Here is a 14,294-nt window from a genome sequence, read left to right on the forward strand (position 1 = left end):
TCCTGGGGGGCTGGCAGGGACTGGTTCCAGCATATCGGCGCGGCCGCCGACGGCTTGAACGGCTAGGATGGGCGACAGGATGCCGCAGTGGAGGTGCTGATGCGCGTGATGTTGCTGGGGGCGACCGGCCTGGTCGGTGGGCTGACCCTGCCCAGGCTGCTGGACGACCCGCGCTGCAGCGCCGTGGTGGCGCCCACTCGCCGCCCGTTGGGCGTAACCCACGGGAAGCTGGAGAACCCGGTGTTGGCCTTCGACGCGTTGCCCACCTCGCCCGAATGGGCGCGCGTAGACGCGGTCATCTGCGCGCTGGGCAGCACCATTGCCCAGGCCGGCAGCCGCGAGGCCTTCCATCGCATCGACCACGACTATCCGCTGGCGTTCGCACGGCTCGCACAGGCACAGGGGGCCAGTACCTATGTGCTGAATTCCGCGGCCGGCGCCAACCCGCAGTCGTCGATCTTCTACAGCCGGGTGAAGGGCGAGCTGGAGCGTGACCTGCGCGCGCTGGGCTTCAACTCGTTGACCCTGGTCCGCCCAGGGCTGATCGGTGGCGAGCGCAACGAGGTGCGTCGCGGCGAGCGTTTCGCACTGACGGTACTCGGCGCGTTGGGGCCGGTACTGCCGCGGGCGTGGCGGATCAACCCGGCCAGCGAGATCGCCAAGGCACTGGTCGAGGCCGCGCTGGCCCCGCAACCGGGCGAGCACGTGGTGGCGTCGCGCGCGCTGGTCGGCTGATGTCGCGAGCGCTGCGCCTGACCCAGCTGCTGCAGCTGCTGCGTCGTCATCGACGGCCGGTCGCGGGGCAGGTGCTGGCCGATGCGCTGGGTATCAGCCTGCGCACGCTGTACCGCGATATCGAGACCCTGCGCGAGCAGGGCGCCGACCTGCGTGGCGAGGCCGGCGTCGGCTACCAGCTGGCGCCGAGCGATACCCTGCCGCCGATGACCCTGCCACCGGCCGAGATCGATGCGCTGGTGCTGGGCCTGCGCTGGGTTGCGGCCCGTACCGAACCCGCGTTGGCCGAAGCCGCACGCGATGCCCTGGCGCGTATCGCGCATGTGTTGCCCGCAGCGCGGCGCGAGGCCTTGCGTGACAGTGGCCTGCGGGTGGGCCCTTCGCGTGCGGCGGCCAAGGTTCCCCCAGCTCGTCTGCAGGCCGTGCGAGAGGCTGTCGGTTCACAGCAGCGCCTGAATTTCGGCTACGAGGACGCGCACGGCCAGCGCAGCGAGCGCATCGTCTGGCCGTTCGCGCTGGGCTACTTCGATGAGGTGCCGATGCTGGCGGCGTGGTGCGAGCGCCGCGAGGATTTCCGCCATTTCCGTCTGGACCGCATCCGCCAGGCGCGTGTGCTGGAGGATCACTACCTCGTGCCACGCGCCACCCTGCTGCGACGCTGGCAGAAGGCGCAGGGCATCGCGCCGGACTGGCTGGATCGCTCATAACCACAGCAACAGCCGGGACCCGGGGCGTGTAGAGTCGACTGTTAGTCGACTATCGCGCGCAGCGCGGAGTTTTAGGCAGGTTGAGGGAAGAGCAGTCGACTAACAGTCGACTCTACCAACAGTCGACTCTACCGGCAGTCGACTCTACTGACAGAATCTGTCAGCAGGGCCGTACCACCATGATCGCTCCCAACAACGGAGCTTCCCCATGTTCAAGCCCAGCACCCTGCTGCAGTACGTGCGCGACGTCGCCGCCAGCGCCACCTTCTACAGCGGCATCCTCGGCAAGCCGCCGGTCGAGCAGTCGCCCGGCTTCGCCCTGTTCCTGCTCGGCGATGGCGCCGCACTTGGCCTGTGGCAGCGCGACGACGTGCAACCGCCGGTGTCCGCGCAGGCAGGCGCCGCCGAACTGGCAATGGTGGTGGCCAACCCCGACGCCGTGCAGCAGATGCACGATGTGTGGCGCGCTCTTGGTGTGGAGATCCTGCAGGCGCCGGTGACGCTGGAGTTCGGCCATACCTTTGTCGGGGCAGATCCTGATGGCCACCGCCTGCGGGTCTACAGCCGTGCCGAGGGCTTGGTCGCGCGCGATTGATCGCCCGCATTGTGTAGATCCACGCCATGCGTGGATGGAGCGCGACGGAGCAGGCACAAAAAACGCCGGGCTGTGCCCGACGTTTTTCCAGTTCATGTGCCAACCAACGGTTGGCACCTACCGGTCAGGTGGCCGATCAGCTGGCCAGTGCCAGGTCGTCCATCATCGCGCGCAGGAAGCGGGCGGCTTCGCCGCCGGTCGCCGCGCGGTGGTCGAAGGTGACCGACAGCGGGATTACCTTGTGCGCTTCCACGCCGCCCATCACCGGGGTCATCTGGTGGCGGGCACGGCCGGCACCGACGATGGCCACGCACGGCGGCACCACGACCGGGGTCGCGTAGCGGCCGGCGAACATGCCGAAGTTGGACAGCGAGATGGTGTAGCCGCTCAGTTCCGAGGCGGCGATCGAACGCGATTCCACCTGCTCGCGCAGGCGATTGACGCCCTCGCGGATGCCACGCGCGTCGAGCATGTCGGCATTGCGCAGGGCCGGCACGAACAGGCCGTCGTCGGTGTCCACGGCGATGCCGATGTCCACTTGGGCGTGCAGGGTGCGGGTCAGCGCTTCACCGTCGAACCAGGCGTTCATGGCCGGCACCTTCTGTGCGGCAACGACGATGGCGCGAACCAGGCGCGCGGTGACGTCGTTGCCCGGCAGCCAGGCGTGGATGTCGGCGTCGTCGTTCAGCGTGGTCGGCACGACCTTGCTGTGCGCGTCGGCCATCACGCGGGCCATGTTGCGGCGCACGCCCTTCAGCGGTTCCGGCTGGCCCTTGGCGACCACGCCCGGCGGCTGGGTGCGCATCGGCTTGCCGGCGGCGGAGAGCGGGGTGCGGGCTTCGCTCTGCACCGGGGCAGACACCTGCGCCGGGGCCGGCGCTGCATACGCCGTGGCAGCGACCGGTGCCGGAGCGGCGCCAAGCTTGGCGGTGCCGTTGGCGGCGGCCTGCTTGACGTCGGCCATCGTCACCGCGCCATCGGTGCCGGTAGCGGCCACGCGGCTCAGGTCCACGCCCAGCTTGCGCGCCATCGCACGCACGGCCGGCACGGCCTTGACGCCGCCGACGGCCAGCGCCTGTTCGGCATGCACGGTGTTGGAGCTCTGCATCGCGCCGACCACGGTACCGGCGTCATCACGCTCGGCAGCGGCGGGCTTGGCTTCTTCCGCAACGACCGGTGCAGCCGGCAGCGGCGGCGGGGTCGGTGCGGCAGCCGGCGCGGCCGGTGCGGCGTGGCCATGGCTGTGGCCGGTGTCCTGGCCATCGGCGCGCTGCGGCAGGTTCGGGTCCAGTTCGAAGCTGGCCAGCACCGAGCCGGTCGGGATGATGTCGCCGGCCCCGCCGGACAGCTTCAGCACCTTGCCGGAGAACGGCGAGGGCACTTCCACCACGGCCTTGGCGGTCTCCATCGAGACCAGCGGCTCGTCCAGCTTGATCACATCGCCTTCCTTGACGAACCACTCGACGATGGTCGCGTCCGGCAGGCCTTCGCCCAGGTCGGGCAGGTTGAAGTTCTTGGTCTGGCTCATTTGCAGTTCTCTTCCAGCAGTTCCAGTTCGCGGGCCGGCAGCCAACCCGTCGCGCCATTGGCGCGCTCGGACCACCACCACCCGCCGTGTTCGTGATGAAGCTTCACCATCTCGCCGCTTTCCACATCCAGCTCGCGGGCGTCGTAGTCGCACAGCGCTTCGGCGCGACCCTCGTCCAGCAGCTGCAACCAGGCGATGGGCGCCCAGCCAGCGCGCCCATCGTTGGTGCGTACCCAGGCAAACGCCGGCCATTCCTCGTCACGCACACCTACTTCGACGATCTGGCCGGTGTGGAACCGGAGCGGGTTGGGATACTGGCTGCGGTAAGCCCCCAGAAGGCGGGCCCGCATGTCAGCCGGCCGCCACCGCGCGCTTGGCCGCAGCCACGATCCGCTCAACGCTCGGCAGGTACTTCATTTCCAGGCGGAACAGCGGAATGTGGGTGTCGTAGCCAGTGACGCGCTCGACCGGGGCCAGCAGGTCGTAGATCGATTCCTCGGCCAGGCGCGCGACGATCTCGGCGCCGAAGCCCGCCGTCTTCGGGGCCTCCTGCACGATCACGCAGCGGCCGGTCTTGGCCACCGATTCGGCGATGGTGGCGAAGTCCAGCGGACGCAGCGTGGCCACGTCGATGACTTCGGCACTGATGCCTTCGCCGGCCAGCTTGTCGGCCGCTTCCAGCGCTTCCTTCACCTGCGCGCCCCAGGTCACCAGGGTCACGTCGGTGCCGTCGCGCAGCACGAAGCAGACGTCCAGCGGCAAGGCTTCGCCGTCGTTGACGACCACTTCCTTGTACTGGCGGTAGATGCGCTTGGGCTCCATGTAGATCACCGGATCCGGCTCGCGGATCGCGGCCAGCAGCAGGCCGTAGGCGCGCTGCGGCGACGACGGCAGCACCACGCGCAGGCCCGGCACGTTGGTGAAGATCGCCTCGTTGGCTTCGCTGTGGTGTTCCGGCGCGCGGATGCCACCGCCCCACGGCACGCGCAGCACCATCGGGCAGTGCAGGCGGCCACGGGTACGGTAACGCAGGCGTGCGGCGTGGCAGACGATATGGTCGACCATCGGGTACATGAAGCCATCGAACTGGGCTTCTGCCACCGGCTTCATACCCTGCGCGGCCAGGCCAATGGTCAGGCCGGCGATGGTGGTTTCATCCAGCGGGGTGTCGAGGATGCGTTCGGAACCGAAGCGCTGCTGCAGGCCGGCGGTGGCGCGGAACACGCCGCCGTTGACGCCCACGTCTTCGCCCAGCACCAGCACCGACGGGTCGTGTTCCAGCTCCCAGGCCAGCGCCTGGGTGATGGCTTCGATGAGGGTGATCGGGGTGGTGGTCATGCTCTCTTCTCCGCGCGCGACCGCAGCGCTGTCGGCGGCGTTGGTGTGCGCGCCGGGCGCGCCGTTCTTGATCTCATCCATGGCGCTTCTCCAAGGCGATCGCCTGGGCACGCTGGGCCAGCAGGTCCGGCGGCGGATCGGCATACAGGAAGTCGAACATCGCCTCGACCGGCTGCACCGGCGTGTTGAGGTACAGGTTCACTTCCTCGTCCACGCGCGTGCCGCACTCGGCGACCCAGGCGGTCTCTTCGTTTTCGCTCCACACACCGGCGTTGATCAGGTACTTGCGCAGGCGCAGCATCGGCTCGCGCTGCCAGGCATCCTTCACTTCGGCGTCGTCGCGGTAGCGGCGCGCGTCATCGGCGGTGGTGTGGTCGGACAGGCGGTAGGTCATCAGTTCCAGCACGGTGCCGCCGTCGCCGGCCAGCGCACGTTCGCGCGCCTGCTCCATGGCCGCCAGCACCGCGATCAGGTCATTGCCATCCACCTGCAGGCAGTGCAGGCCGCCGGCCAGGCCCTTCTGCGCCAGTGTTTCGGCACCGGTCTGGGCCGAACGCGGAACCGAGATGGCCCAGCCGTTGTTGACGATGCACAGGATCAGCGGGAGCTTGTAGGCGCCGGCCGAATTCAGTGCCGCGTAGAAGTCGGTCTTGGAGCTGCCGCCGTCGCCGCACACCGCCACCGCGATCTGCGGTTCCTTGTTGAGCTTGAACTTCAGCGCCGCGCCTGCGGCATGCAGGCACTGGGTGGAGATCGGCACGCAGAACGGGAAGTCCTTGGCCGCGTTGCCGCCGTAATCGTTGCCGCGTTCGTCGCCGCCCCAGTACATCAGCACGTCGTGCGGGCGCACGCCACGCATGAACATCGCGCCATACTCGCGGTACGAAGGCGCGAACACGTCGTCCTTCTGCATCGCCGCGCCGATACCCACGTGCGCGGCTTCATGGCCCAGGCAGGCGGCATAGGTGCCCAGCTTGCCGGTGCGCTGCAGCGCGATGGATTTGCTGTCGAACGTGCGTACGAACAGCATCTGCTTGAACAGCGGTACCAGGACCTTGGGGTCGCGCAGCGACGCGGGCAGGTCGTCACGGACGAGCGTGCCGTCCGTGTCCAGGTACTGCAGGTATTCGATCTTGAATTCAGCGGCAACCGTCATTGCGTACTGCACCTTCGACAGAGAAGTTACAAATGATATGAATCGCCATGTTAAGGAACGCGTACGGAATAGCCTTCCTGCGCCGCAACACGGGGATTCCCCGTTTTACCCCTGCCGGCGGGTGGGGGGCCAATAACAACAACGTATTCAGTCGTTGCTGCAAAGCATCAGAATACGCCTCTGGCTGACCGCCAGTACAACGGCCTGGACGGTTCCACGCGCAGGCCCGGGATCGGCCGATGCTCCACGGCCAACCGCACGCTCCGGTATGGACCCGGCGGCTGCCAGCGCGGCGGCAACGCGCTACCCTTGCCGCCCCCGATCTGGTCCCGCCCATGTCCGTCGACAACAACCAACGCGATCTCGAAGCCGGCATCCACACCGACCTGCAGGGGCGCCTGACCTACGGCGGCTACCTGCGGCTGGACCAGCTGCTCAGCGCGCAGCAGCCGCTGTCCAGCCCGCCGCACCATGACGAGATGCTCTTCATCATCCAGCACCAGACCTCGGAGCTGTGGCTGAAGCTGCTGGGCCATGAGCTGCGTGCCGCAATCGGCTTCCTGCAGCGCGATGAAGTCTGGCAGTGCCGCAAGGTGCTGGCGCGCAGCAAGCAGGTGCTGCGCCAGCTGACCGAGCAGTGGTCGGTGCTGGAAACGCTGACCCCGTCCGAGTACATGGGCTTCCGCGACGTGCTGGGCCCGTCGTCGGGCTTCCAGTCGCTGCAGTACCGCTACATCGAGTTCCTGCTGGGCAACAAGAACGCGCAGATGCTGCAGGTGTTCGAGCATGACCCGGCCGGGCAGGCGCAGCTGCGCACCGTGCTGGAGGCGCCGAGCCTGTACGAGGAGTTCCTGAAGTACCTGGCCCGCTTCGGCCATCCCGTGCCGGCGGTCTACGAGGCCCACGACTGGACCCAGCCGCACGTGGCCGACGACGCATTGCAGCCGGTCTTCGAACGCATCTACCAGGACACCGACCGCTACTGGCGCGAGTACGCGCTGTGCGAGGACCTGGTGGACCTGGAGACCGCCTTCCAGCTGTGGCGCTTCCGCCACATGCGCACGGTGATGCGGGTGATCGGCTTCAAGCGCGGCACCGGTGGCTCGTCCGGCGTGGGCTTCCTGGCCAAGGCACTGGAGCTGACCTTCTTCCCCGAGCTGTTCCAGGTGCGCACCAGCCTGCAGGCCGCGCCCCCGACAGCGCTGGGTTGATCCCCATTCAGCTTGGATCCCAGCCGGCGGCTGGATCGTTTCAGATGCAAGTTCAGGGAGCAGGCTGCCACCTGCCTCAAACGGCGTGTATTTGACGTGAACGCCAGAAGTCGGTGATCCTCGCGCGTTGCTTCAACTGCACAGCGGACGTGCTCGTCATCCACCGAACCAGGAAATCCGCATGAGCGTAAACGCCACTGCGAACACCCCAGAGCCGGCGCTGCCGGACTTCAAGACCACGCTGGGCCACCCGCGCCCGTTGTGGATGCTGTTCATGACCGAGTTCTGGGAACGCTTTGCGTTCTACGGCATCCGCTGGGCCTTGGTGCTGTACATCGTCGCCCAGTTCTACAACGGCAGCGCTGCCGGTGAAGGCGACGCCAGCCGCATCTATGGCGCCTACCTGGCCCTGGTGTACGCCGCGGCGATCTTCGGTGGCTACGTGGCCGACCGGGTACTGGGCTACCAGCGCTCGATCCTGACCGGCGCGATCATCATGGCCGCCGGCCTGTTCATGATCTCGCTGCCGCAGGAGCACATCTTCAAGCTCGGCCTGGCCACGATCATCGTCGGCAACGGCCTGTTCAAGCCCAACATCTCGACCATGGTCGGCAAGCTGTACGGGCTGAAGGACGAGCGCCGCGATTCGGGCTTCACCATCTTCTACATGGGCATCAACATCGGCGCGATGATCGCCCCGGTGCTGACCGAGTACCTGGCCCGCAAGGTGTTCGGTACCGATGCGATGCCGTCCTACAAGGTCGTGTTCATCGCCTCGGGCGTAGGCATGCTGATCTCGCTGGTGTGGTTCTACATCGGTCGTGCCGGCCTGAAGGGCATCGGCGCACCGCCGGCCGGCGCTGAAGGTTTCGGCCGCATCATCATGGTGCTGGCCGGTGCCGTGGTTGCCATCCCGGTCGCGTACTTCCTGCTGGCCACCGGCGCCACCGCGCTGGCCTGGATCCTGGGTGCGATGTTCACCGCGCTGGCCGTCCTGCTGCTGGTCGAGGGCATCCGCGAAGGCAAGGTGCAGCGCGACCGCGTGATCGCCATGCTGATCATCTTCGCCTTCAACGTGATGTTCTGGATGTTCTTCGAGCAGGCCGGCAGCTCGTTCACCTTCCTGGCCGAGAACATCGTCAACCGCCAGTTCGGCAGCTGGACCTTCCCAACCGCGTGGTTCCAGTCGGTCAACTCGGTGGCGATCATCACCCTTGCCCCGGTGATCGCCTGGATCTGGGTCGCCATGGGCCGCGCCAATCCGTCCATCCCGCGCAAGTTCGGCCTGGGCCTGCTGTTCAACGGCGCCGCCTTCGCGCTGCTGATGTTCGCCCTGTCGCAGATGGTGGTGGACGGCAAGATCCCGTTCTGGACCCTGTTCATGGTCTACGTCATCCAGTCGGTGGGTGAGCTGTGCCTGTCGCCGATCGGCCTGTCGATGGTGACCAAGCTGGCCCCGGTGCGCCTGGTCGGCTTCGGCATGGGTGGCTGGTTCCTGTCCACCGGCATCGGCAACAACCTGTCGGGCATCTTCGCTGGCGTGGTCAGTGGTGAAGGCGGCATGACGGTCGAGTCGGCCCTGAAGGGGTATACCTTCGGGTTCTGGGCCCTGATCGGCTCCGGCGTGGTGCTGTTCCTGATCGCCCCGCTGATCAACAAGCTGATGCACGGCGTCAAATGATGATGAGAGGGTAGAAGGCATGCGTAGCAAGCTCGGTACTGCGGTAGTGGTGGTCTGTGCGGCGCTGATCGGCGCCTGTTCCCAACCGCAACCACCTGCGACCGCCGAGCCCACGCAGCCCCTGGATACCCGACCCACCGAGCCGCCGGTCGCTGACCCCAGCGAACCGGTGGCCTCGGGCAACACCCCGGTGGCGGCGGACATCGCCGCCATCGCCGGGCTCGGTGCGCAGTTCGACCCGGCCCGCAACCCCGCCGATGACCTGGCCACCGCCAAGGTGGAAGCCCAGCGGGGCAAGAAGCGCATCCTGCTGGAGATCGGCAACGCCGCCTGTGAGCGCTGCCGGGCGCTGGACGATGTGGTGGAAGGCAACGGCGACCTGCGTCGCTTCCGCGATGCCCACTACGTGTGGGTGAAGGTCAACGCCAGCGACGAGCAGCCCAACACCGCGTTCCTTGCCCAGTTCCCGGTGATGGAACGCGACTATCCGCATCTGCTGGTGCTGGACGCCGATGGTGGCCTGCTGGTGTCGCAGGCGACCGCTGAGCTGCGCAGGGGCGAGGCGTTCCAGCCTGCGCGGGTGAGCGCGTTCCTCAAGCAGTGGGCACCCGACAAACCGGAATAGGGTAGTGCCGGCCGCTGGCCGGCAGGGGGGGGGGGGGGGGTGCCAACCGCTGACCGCCAACCCCGGCGGATGCCAACCGCTGACCGCCATCCCCGGTGGGTGCCGACCGCTGACCGCCATCCCCGGTGGGTGCCGACCGCTGACCGCCAACCCCGGTGGGTGCCGACCGTTGGTCGGCACAGAAGTGCATCCACGCATGGCGTGGATCTACTGTGGTTGCGGTCACATTCCCGGAATCGGCATCTCAATATCGCACCGCGCTCGCCGTTACCGGCAAGGACGTCAGTCGACATCCCGTCGATGCAACCTTCCGGAACGCCCATGCACAGCGACCACGCCGAACGATTGCCCGGACCCGCCAGTGAGCTGGCCGAGGGTGGAGCAGGCGAGGGCGTGACCCTGCCGCCGCAGGAGGCGCTGCTGGATGACGCCGGTACCGGCGAGGCCACCGTCGACCTGGCACCGCCGCGCCATCGCCTGCCGCAGATCGCGCTGCCCGATAACGTGGTGCTGAAGGGTGCGGTGCAGAAACTGGTCGAGCAGAAATCGCGGCTCGATGCACTGGTCGCCGATGGCCAGCTGGCCGGGCTGCTGCCACCGGAGTGGCAGGGCCATGGCGTGCGCGCGATTGAACTGTCCACCTTCATCCAGGGCGTGCTGCCGTTCCTGCAACCCGGCGAACGTGGCGAAACCGCGCCGGCGCGCCTGCCGGTGCGCCATGTGCTGGGTGACGACAGCCGCTGGGGCCTGGACGATGTCGCCGAACCGAAATCGCTGGCCTGGTACCTGGCTAGCGACGAACGCGCCGCCGCCGGCAGCAAGGACGTGGCCGAGGCCTATCTGGTGGGTGCACTCGGCCTGGCGTGGATGCAGGAAGGGCGCAGCCGCCCCGGTTTCCTGCGCGCGATGGGCCAGGACAGCCTGGCGGCACGGGTGACCATGCTCGGCTATCCGCCGGCCAACGAACTGGCGCTGTACAGCGTCACCGCGCACGGCCAGTCGCAGACCTGGTGCGTGCATGGTCGCCGTCGCATGCGCCCGCTGGTGGCGCCGTGGCTGAGCGTGCCGCTGCTGACCGCGTATGGCGTGCCGGCGCCGGTCGCGTGGCCGTCCAGTTTCCCGCCTGTGGAGGCCGTGGCCGAGCTGTTGGCAACCGCACGGCAGGGGCGCGCGCTGCCGGAAGTGGATCTGGGCAAGGCCGTGGCGAAGATCGCCGAAGAGGCCGCATCCGAAGCCTGGCAACCGGTCAGCCTGCTGCAGCTCAACACCTGGTCACCGCGTTGGCATTTCTTCCTGGGCACCTTCGTTGGCCTGCCGTCGCTGCTGCTGGTGGCGGCGGCGCTGGCGCTGCCCGGTGCGGTCGAGGCGGCCACGGTTGCTGCATCACTTGGCTTCGCCGGTGGTGCCATCGCGGCGCTGGCGGTGCCGTGGATCCACGCGCGGCGCAAGCACCTGAGCTGAAAAAAGGGGACGGAAAAAAGGGGACGGAGGGGATTAAGTCGTTTCAGGCACACCTGTACTCATTACGACTTAATCCCCTCCGTCCCCTTTTTCTTTCAGACGCCTTCGCCCATCCGCTCCAGGCCGTCACCGGCCAGGCGCAGGATCAGCTTTTCCAGCAGCTGCTCCTCCTCCTCGCTCAGCACCGACATCAGCTTGCGGGTGATCTCGATCACCATCGGCGCGATGGTTTCGTACACCTCGAAGCCGGCCGCGGACAGCGCCAGCACCGAGCGGCGGCGGTCATCGCCGTGGGTCTCGCGCTTGATGAAGCCGCGCTCCAGCAGGCGGGCCACGGCGCGGCTGACCGCCACCTTGTCCATCGCCGTGCGGTCGGAGACCTCGCTGGCCGAGGAACCCGGGTACAGCGCCAGGATGGTGATGACCCGCCACTCGGGAATCGCCAGACCGTAACGATCACCGTATAGCTTGGCGATGTTGCCGCTGACCCGGTTGGACAGCACGCTCAGCCGGTACGGCAGGAACTGTTCCAGGTCGAGCAGGACGTGCGAGGCACGCAGGCGGGTCGAGGCGGGATCGGGGCTCATGTTGCGGTGCACCTTGCTGGTGGTTTCAAGTGTAACTATAAGGGGTGGGTCCAGACCCTGCATTCTCGCCGGGTCCCTACCTGCCCGCACCTGGTTTGTACCGATGCGGTACCGATTCGGAGCCACGCCATGAATACCGCAGTCCCGACCGCCTCGCACCCCAACCCCGGCATGCAGGTCACCACCTTCGAGAACCCGATGGGCATCGACGGCTTCGAGTTCGTCGAATTCGCCGCCCCGGCCGGCCGTGGCCAGGAGCTGCACGAGTACTTCCGGAAGATGGGCTTCAGCGCGGTGCTCAAGCACAAGCAGCGTCCGATTACCGTCTATCGCCAGGGCGACGTCAACTTCCTGGTCAATGAAGACCCCGATTCGTTCGCCGCCGACTTCGCCGAGAAGCACGGTCCGTGCGCGTGCGGCTTCGCCATCCGCTTCAAGAAGCCGGGCCAGGAGGTCTACCAGACCGCGCTGGGCAACGGCGCCGAAGCCATCGCCTTCAAGCCGGACAGCAAGGCGGTCAGCGCGCCGGTCATCAAGGGCATCGGCGACTGCATGCTGTACCTGGTTGACCGCTATGGCAGCGCCGGCAGCATCTACGATGGCGACTACGAGCCGATCGCAGGGGCCGACCTGCATCCGGTCGGCTTCGGCCTGACCTTCATCGACCACCTGACCCACAACCTGTACTTCGGCAACATGCAGCAGTGGTCGGACTACTACGAGCGCCTGTTCAACTTCCGCGAGATCCGCTACTTCGACATCAAGGGCCTGAAGACCGGCCTGGTGTCCAAGGCGATGACCGCGCCCGATGGCATCGTGCGCATTCCGCTGAACGAATCTTCGGACCCGAAGAGCCAGATCAACGAGTACCTGGACGCGTACAAGGGCGAGGGCATCCAGCACATCGCCTGCTTCACCGAGAACATCTACGAGACCGTCGAAGCAATGCGCGCGCAGGGCGTGGACTTCCTGGATACGCCGGAGACCTACTTCGAGGTGATCGACCAGCGCGTGCCGAACCACGGTGAAGACGTGCCGCGCCTGGCCAAGAACAAGATCCTGATCGATGCCGATCCGGAAACCCACCAGCGCAAGCTGCTGCAGATCTTCACCCAGAACTGCATCGGCCCGATCTTCTTCGAGATCATCCAGCGCAAGGGCAACGAAGGCTTCGGCGAAGGCAACTTCACCGCGCTGTTCGAGAGCATCGAGCGCGACCAGATCCGCCGCGGCGTGCTGTAAGGTCTGCAGGCAATGTCGGCTTCCGGTCGACATTGCCTGTCCGAATGGTAGTGCCGGCCGCTGGCCGGCAATCTCTGGAGTTCCCATGTCCCCCGCCATCACCGCCCGCGGCTACCAGTCCGGCTTCGGCAACGAATTCGCCACCGAGGCAGTCGCCGGCGCGCTGCCGGTCGGACAGAACTCACCGCAGAAGGTGGCCCACGGCCTGTACGCCGAACAGTTGACCGGCACCGCCTTCACTGCGCCGCGCGGCAGCAACCGCCGCAGCTGGCTGTACCGGATCCGCCCGGCGGTGACCCATGGCGAGTTCACTCCGTTCGCGCAGTCGCAGCTGCACTGTGATTTCGGCGCACAGCCGGCCTCGCCGAACCAGCTGCGCTGGAGTCCGCTGCCGCTGCCGGAGCTGCCGACAGATTTTGTCGAAGGCCTGTACACGATGGGTGGCAACGGCTCGCCCGATGCGCATGCCGGCGTGGGCATCCACCTGTACGCTGCCAACCGCGACATGGTCGGCCGCTACTTCTACGACGCCGACGGCGAGCTGCTGATCGTGCCGCAGCTGGGCGCGCTGCGCCTGCTGACCGAGCTGGGCGTGATCGAGATCGAGCCGCAGCAGATCGCGGTGATCCCGCGCGGCGTGCGCTTCCGCGTTGAACTGCCCGATGGCCCGAGCCGTGGCTACATCTGCGAGAACTACGGTGCGCTGCTGAAGCTGCCCGACCTGGGTCCGATCGGTTCCAACGGCCTGGCCAATCCGCGCGACTTCGAGACCCCGCATGCGGCGTTCGAGGATGTGGATGGCGACTTCGAACTGATCGCCAAGTTCGAAGGCCGCCTGTGGCGTGCACCGATCGACCATTCGCCGCTGGACGTGGTGGCCTGGCACGGCAATTACGCGCCGTACCGCTACGACCTGCGTCGCTTCAACACCATCGGTTCGATCAGCTACGACCACCCGGATCCGTCGATCTTCCTGGTGCTGCATTCGCCCAGCGACACCCCGGGCACCAGCAACATGGACTTCGCGATCTTCCCGCCGCGCTGGCTGGTGGCGCAGAACACCTTCCGTCCGCCGTGGTTCCACCGCAACATCGCCAGCGAGTTCATGGGCCTGGTGCATGGCGCCTACGATGCCAAGGCCGAAGGCTTCGTGCCGGGCGGCGCGTCGCTGCACAACTGCATGAGCGGCCACGGCCCGGATGCACCGACCTTCGACAAGGCGTCCAATGCCGACCTTTCCAAGGCCGATGTCATCAAGGACACGATGGCCTTCATGTTCGAGACCCGCGCGGTGATCCGCCCGACCGCACAGGCACTGGCCGCCGGCCACCGCCAGGGCGATTACCAGCAGTGCTGGAACGGCCTGCGCAACAACTTCCGGTCGTCCCGCTAGCGTGGTGGGTGCCGACCGTTGGTCGGCACGATGCG

Annotated in this window: 14 protein-coding genes; 9 read left to right on the top strand and 5 right to left on the bottom strand. The window is 67.2% G+C overall.

The features are described 5' to 3' along the window. The first annotated feature begins 99 nt into the window (after window positions 1-99). The 3 genes from AC5P8C_RS06210 (at window position 100) to AC5P8C_RS06220 (ending at window position 2,037) form a co-directional block, all read left to right on the top strand. Window positions 100-735: a Rossmann-fold NAD(P)-binding domain-containing protein gene (locus tag AC5P8C_RS06210; RefSeq protein WP_043399430.1), complete on the top strand. Its 636-nt coding sequence runs from the start codon at window positions 100-102 to the stop codon at window positions 733-735. Next, on the top strand, window positions 735-1,442 hold the full coding sequence (locus AC5P8C_RS06215; RefSeq protein ID WP_019661535.1) for a helix-turn-helix transcriptional regulator: 708 nt from the start codon (window positions 735-737) through the stop codon (window positions 1,440-1,442). Before AC5P8C_RS06210 ends, AC5P8C_RS06215 begins: the two co-directional genes overlap by 1 nt. Window positions 1,443-1,650: 208 nt before the next feature. After that, window positions 1,651-2,037 (top strand): VOC family protein, encoded by a 387-nt coding sequence (locus AC5P8C_RS06220; RefSeq protein WP_233653638.1) that lies wholly within the window; start codon window positions 1,651-1,653, stop codon window positions 2,035-2,037. A 136-nt stretch (window positions 2,038-2,173) separates the two neighbouring features. Here the strand turns inward: AC5P8C_RS06220 and AC5P8C_RS06225 are convergent, their stop codons facing one another. Genes AC5P8C_RS06225 through pdhA form a run of 4 tightly spaced genes read right to left on the bottom strand, consistent with a single transcriptional unit; the run spans window position 2,174 to window position 6,059 of the window. Beyond that, on the bottom strand, window positions 2,174-3,565 hold the full coding sequence (locus AC5P8C_RS06225) for a dihydrolipoamide acetyltransferase family protein (RefSeq protein WP_019661532.1): 1,392 nt from the start codon (window positions 3,563-3,565) through the stop codon (window positions 2,174-2,176). Continuing rightward, window positions 3,562-3,915 carry an SH3 domain-containing protein gene (locus tag AC5P8C_RS06230; RefSeq protein WP_005411349.1) on the bottom strand — a complete coding sequence of 118 codons (354 nt, stop codon included), beginning with the start codon at window positions 3,913-3,915 and terminating at the stop codon, window positions 3,562-3,564. Before AC5P8C_RS06230 ends, AC5P8C_RS06225 begins: the two co-directional genes overlap by 4 nt. Before the next feature lies 1 nt (window position 3,916). Beyond that, window positions 3,917-4,984 (bottom strand): alpha-ketoacid dehydrogenase subunit beta, encoded by a 1,068-nt coding sequence (locus tag AC5P8C_RS06235; protein WP_495218454.1) that lies wholly within the window; start codon window positions 4,982-4,984, stop codon window positions 3,917-3,919. After that, window positions 4,977-6,059: a pyruvate dehydrogenase (acetyl-transferring) E1 component subunit alpha gene (gene pdhA, locus AC5P8C_RS06240; protein ID WP_019661530.1), complete on the bottom strand. Its 1,083-nt coding sequence runs from the start codon at window positions 6,057-6,059 to the stop codon at window positions 4,977-4,979. Before pdhA ends, AC5P8C_RS06235 begins: the two co-directional genes overlap by 8 nt. 335 nt (window positions 6,060-6,394) lie before the next feature. On the opposite strand from pdhA, the gene AC5P8C_RS06245 reads away from it, so the two are divergent. From AC5P8C_RS06245 to AC5P8C_RS06260, 4 genes are all read left to right on the top strand, one after another. Beyond that, entirely contained in the window at window positions 6,395-7,270 is an 876-nt protein-coding gene (locus AC5P8C_RS06245) for a tryptophan 2,3-dioxygenase (RefSeq protein ID WP_019661529.1), read from the top strand. Between the two features lie 181 nt (window positions 7,271-7,451). Beyond that, window positions 7,452-8,951 (top strand): peptide MFS transporter, encoded by a 1,500-nt coding sequence (locus AC5P8C_RS06250; protein ID WP_005419890.1) that lies wholly within the window; start codon window positions 7,452-7,454, stop codon window positions 8,949-8,951. Between the two features lie 19 nt (window positions 8,952-8,970). Then, a complete protein-coding gene (locus AC5P8C_RS06255) occupies window positions 8,971-9,576 on the top strand; it encodes a thioredoxin family protein (RefSeq protein ID WP_019661528.1) in 606 nt (201 codons plus the stop codon). A gap of 321 nt (window positions 9,577-9,897) precedes the next feature. Further along, window positions 9,898-11,037, top strand: coding sequence for a hypothetical protein (locus AC5P8C_RS06260; RefSeq protein WP_495218455.1), 1,140 nt, complete (start codon window positions 9,898-9,900; stop codon window positions 11,035-11,037). Between the two features lie 95 nt (window positions 11,038-11,132). Here AC5P8C_RS06260 and AC5P8C_RS06265 read toward each other — a convergent pair whose 3' ends face one another. Continuing rightward, window positions 11,133-11,624 (bottom strand): MarR family winged helix-turn-helix transcriptional regulator, encoded by a 492-nt coding sequence (locus AC5P8C_RS06265; protein WP_026347199.1) that lies wholly within the window; start codon window positions 11,622-11,624, stop codon window positions 11,133-11,135. A gap of 129 nt (window positions 11,625-11,753) precedes the next feature. Here AC5P8C_RS06265 and hppD point away from each other — a divergent pair, with 129 nt between their 5' ends. Then, window positions 11,754-12,866: a 4-hydroxyphenylpyruvate dioxygenase gene (hppD, locus tag AC5P8C_RS06270; protein WP_019661525.1), complete on the top strand. Its 1,113-nt coding sequence runs from the start codon at window positions 11,754-11,756 to the stop codon at window positions 12,864-12,866. Window positions 12,867-12,951: 85 nt separating this feature from the next. Continuing rightward, on the top strand, window positions 12,952-14,259 hold the full coding sequence (hmgA, locus tag AC5P8C_RS06275; RefSeq protein WP_019661524.1) for a homogentisate 1,2-dioxygenase: 1,308 nt from the start codon (window positions 12,952-12,954) through the stop codon (window positions 14,257-14,259). The last annotated feature ends 35 nt before the right edge of the window (window positions 14,260-14,294 follow it).

Source organism: Stenotrophomonas sp. YJH_SMC_46 (assembly GCF_059370315.1).

What these genes read in the sequence shown, in the direction of transcription:
- AC5P8C_RS06230 (WP_005411349.1), bottom strand. Translation starts at nt 3,915, where the DNA reads ATGCGGGCCCGCCTTCTGGGGGCTTACCGCAGCCAGTATCCCAACCCG.
- AC5P8C_RS06220 (WP_233653638.1), top strand. Translation starts at nt 1,651, where the DNA reads ATGTTCAAGCCCAGCACCCTGCTGCAGTACGTGCGCGACGTCGCCGCC.
- AC5P8C_RS06250 (WP_005419890.1), top strand. Translation starts at nt 7,452, where the DNA reads ATGAGCGTAAACGCCACTGCGAACACCCCAGAGCCGGCGCTGCCGGAC.
- hmgA (WP_019661524.1), top strand. Translation starts at nt 12,952, where the DNA reads ATGTCCCCCGCCATCACCGCCCGCGGCTACCAGTCCGGCTTCGGCAAC.
- AC5P8C_RS06245 (WP_019661529.1), top strand. Translation starts at nt 6,395, where the DNA reads ATGTCCGTCGACAACAACCAACGCGATCTCGAAGCCGGCATCCACACC.
- hppD (WP_019661525.1), top strand. Translation starts at nt 11,754, where the DNA reads ATGAATACCGCAGTCCCGACCGCCTCGCACCCCAACCCCGGCATGCAG.
- AC5P8C_RS06260 (WP_495218455.1), top strand. Translation starts at nt 9,898, where the DNA reads ATGCACAGCGACCACGCCGAACGATTGCCCGGACCCGCCAGTGAGCTG.
- AC5P8C_RS06215 (WP_019661535.1), top strand. Translation starts at nt 735, where the DNA reads ATGTCGCGAGCGCTGCGCCTGACCCAGCTGCTGCAGCTGCTGCGTCGT.
- AC5P8C_RS06255 (WP_019661528.1), top strand. Translation starts at nt 8,971, where the DNA reads ATGCGTAGCAAGCTCGGTACTGCGGTAGTGGTGGTCTGTGCGGCGCTG.
- AC5P8C_RS06210 (WP_043399430.1), top strand. Translation starts at nt 100, where the DNA reads ATGCGCGTGATGTTGCTGGGGGCGACCGGCCTGGTCGGTGGGCTGACC.
- AC5P8C_RS06265 (WP_026347199.1), bottom strand. Translation starts at nt 11,624, where the DNA reads ATGAGCCCCGATCCCGCCTCGACCCGCCTGCGTGCCTCGCACGTCCTG.
- pdhA (WP_019661530.1), bottom strand. Translation starts at nt 6,059, where the DNA reads ATGACGGTTGCCGCTGAATTCAAGATCGAATACCTGCAGTACCTGGAC.
- AC5P8C_RS06225 (WP_019661532.1), bottom strand. Translation starts at nt 3,565, where the DNA reads ATGAGCCAGACCAAGAACTTCAACCTGCCCGACCTGGGCGAAGGCCTG.
- AC5P8C_RS06235 (WP_495218454.1), bottom strand. Translation starts at nt 4,984, where the DNA reads ATGGATGAGATCAAGAACGGCGCGCCCGGCGCGCACACCAACGCCGCC.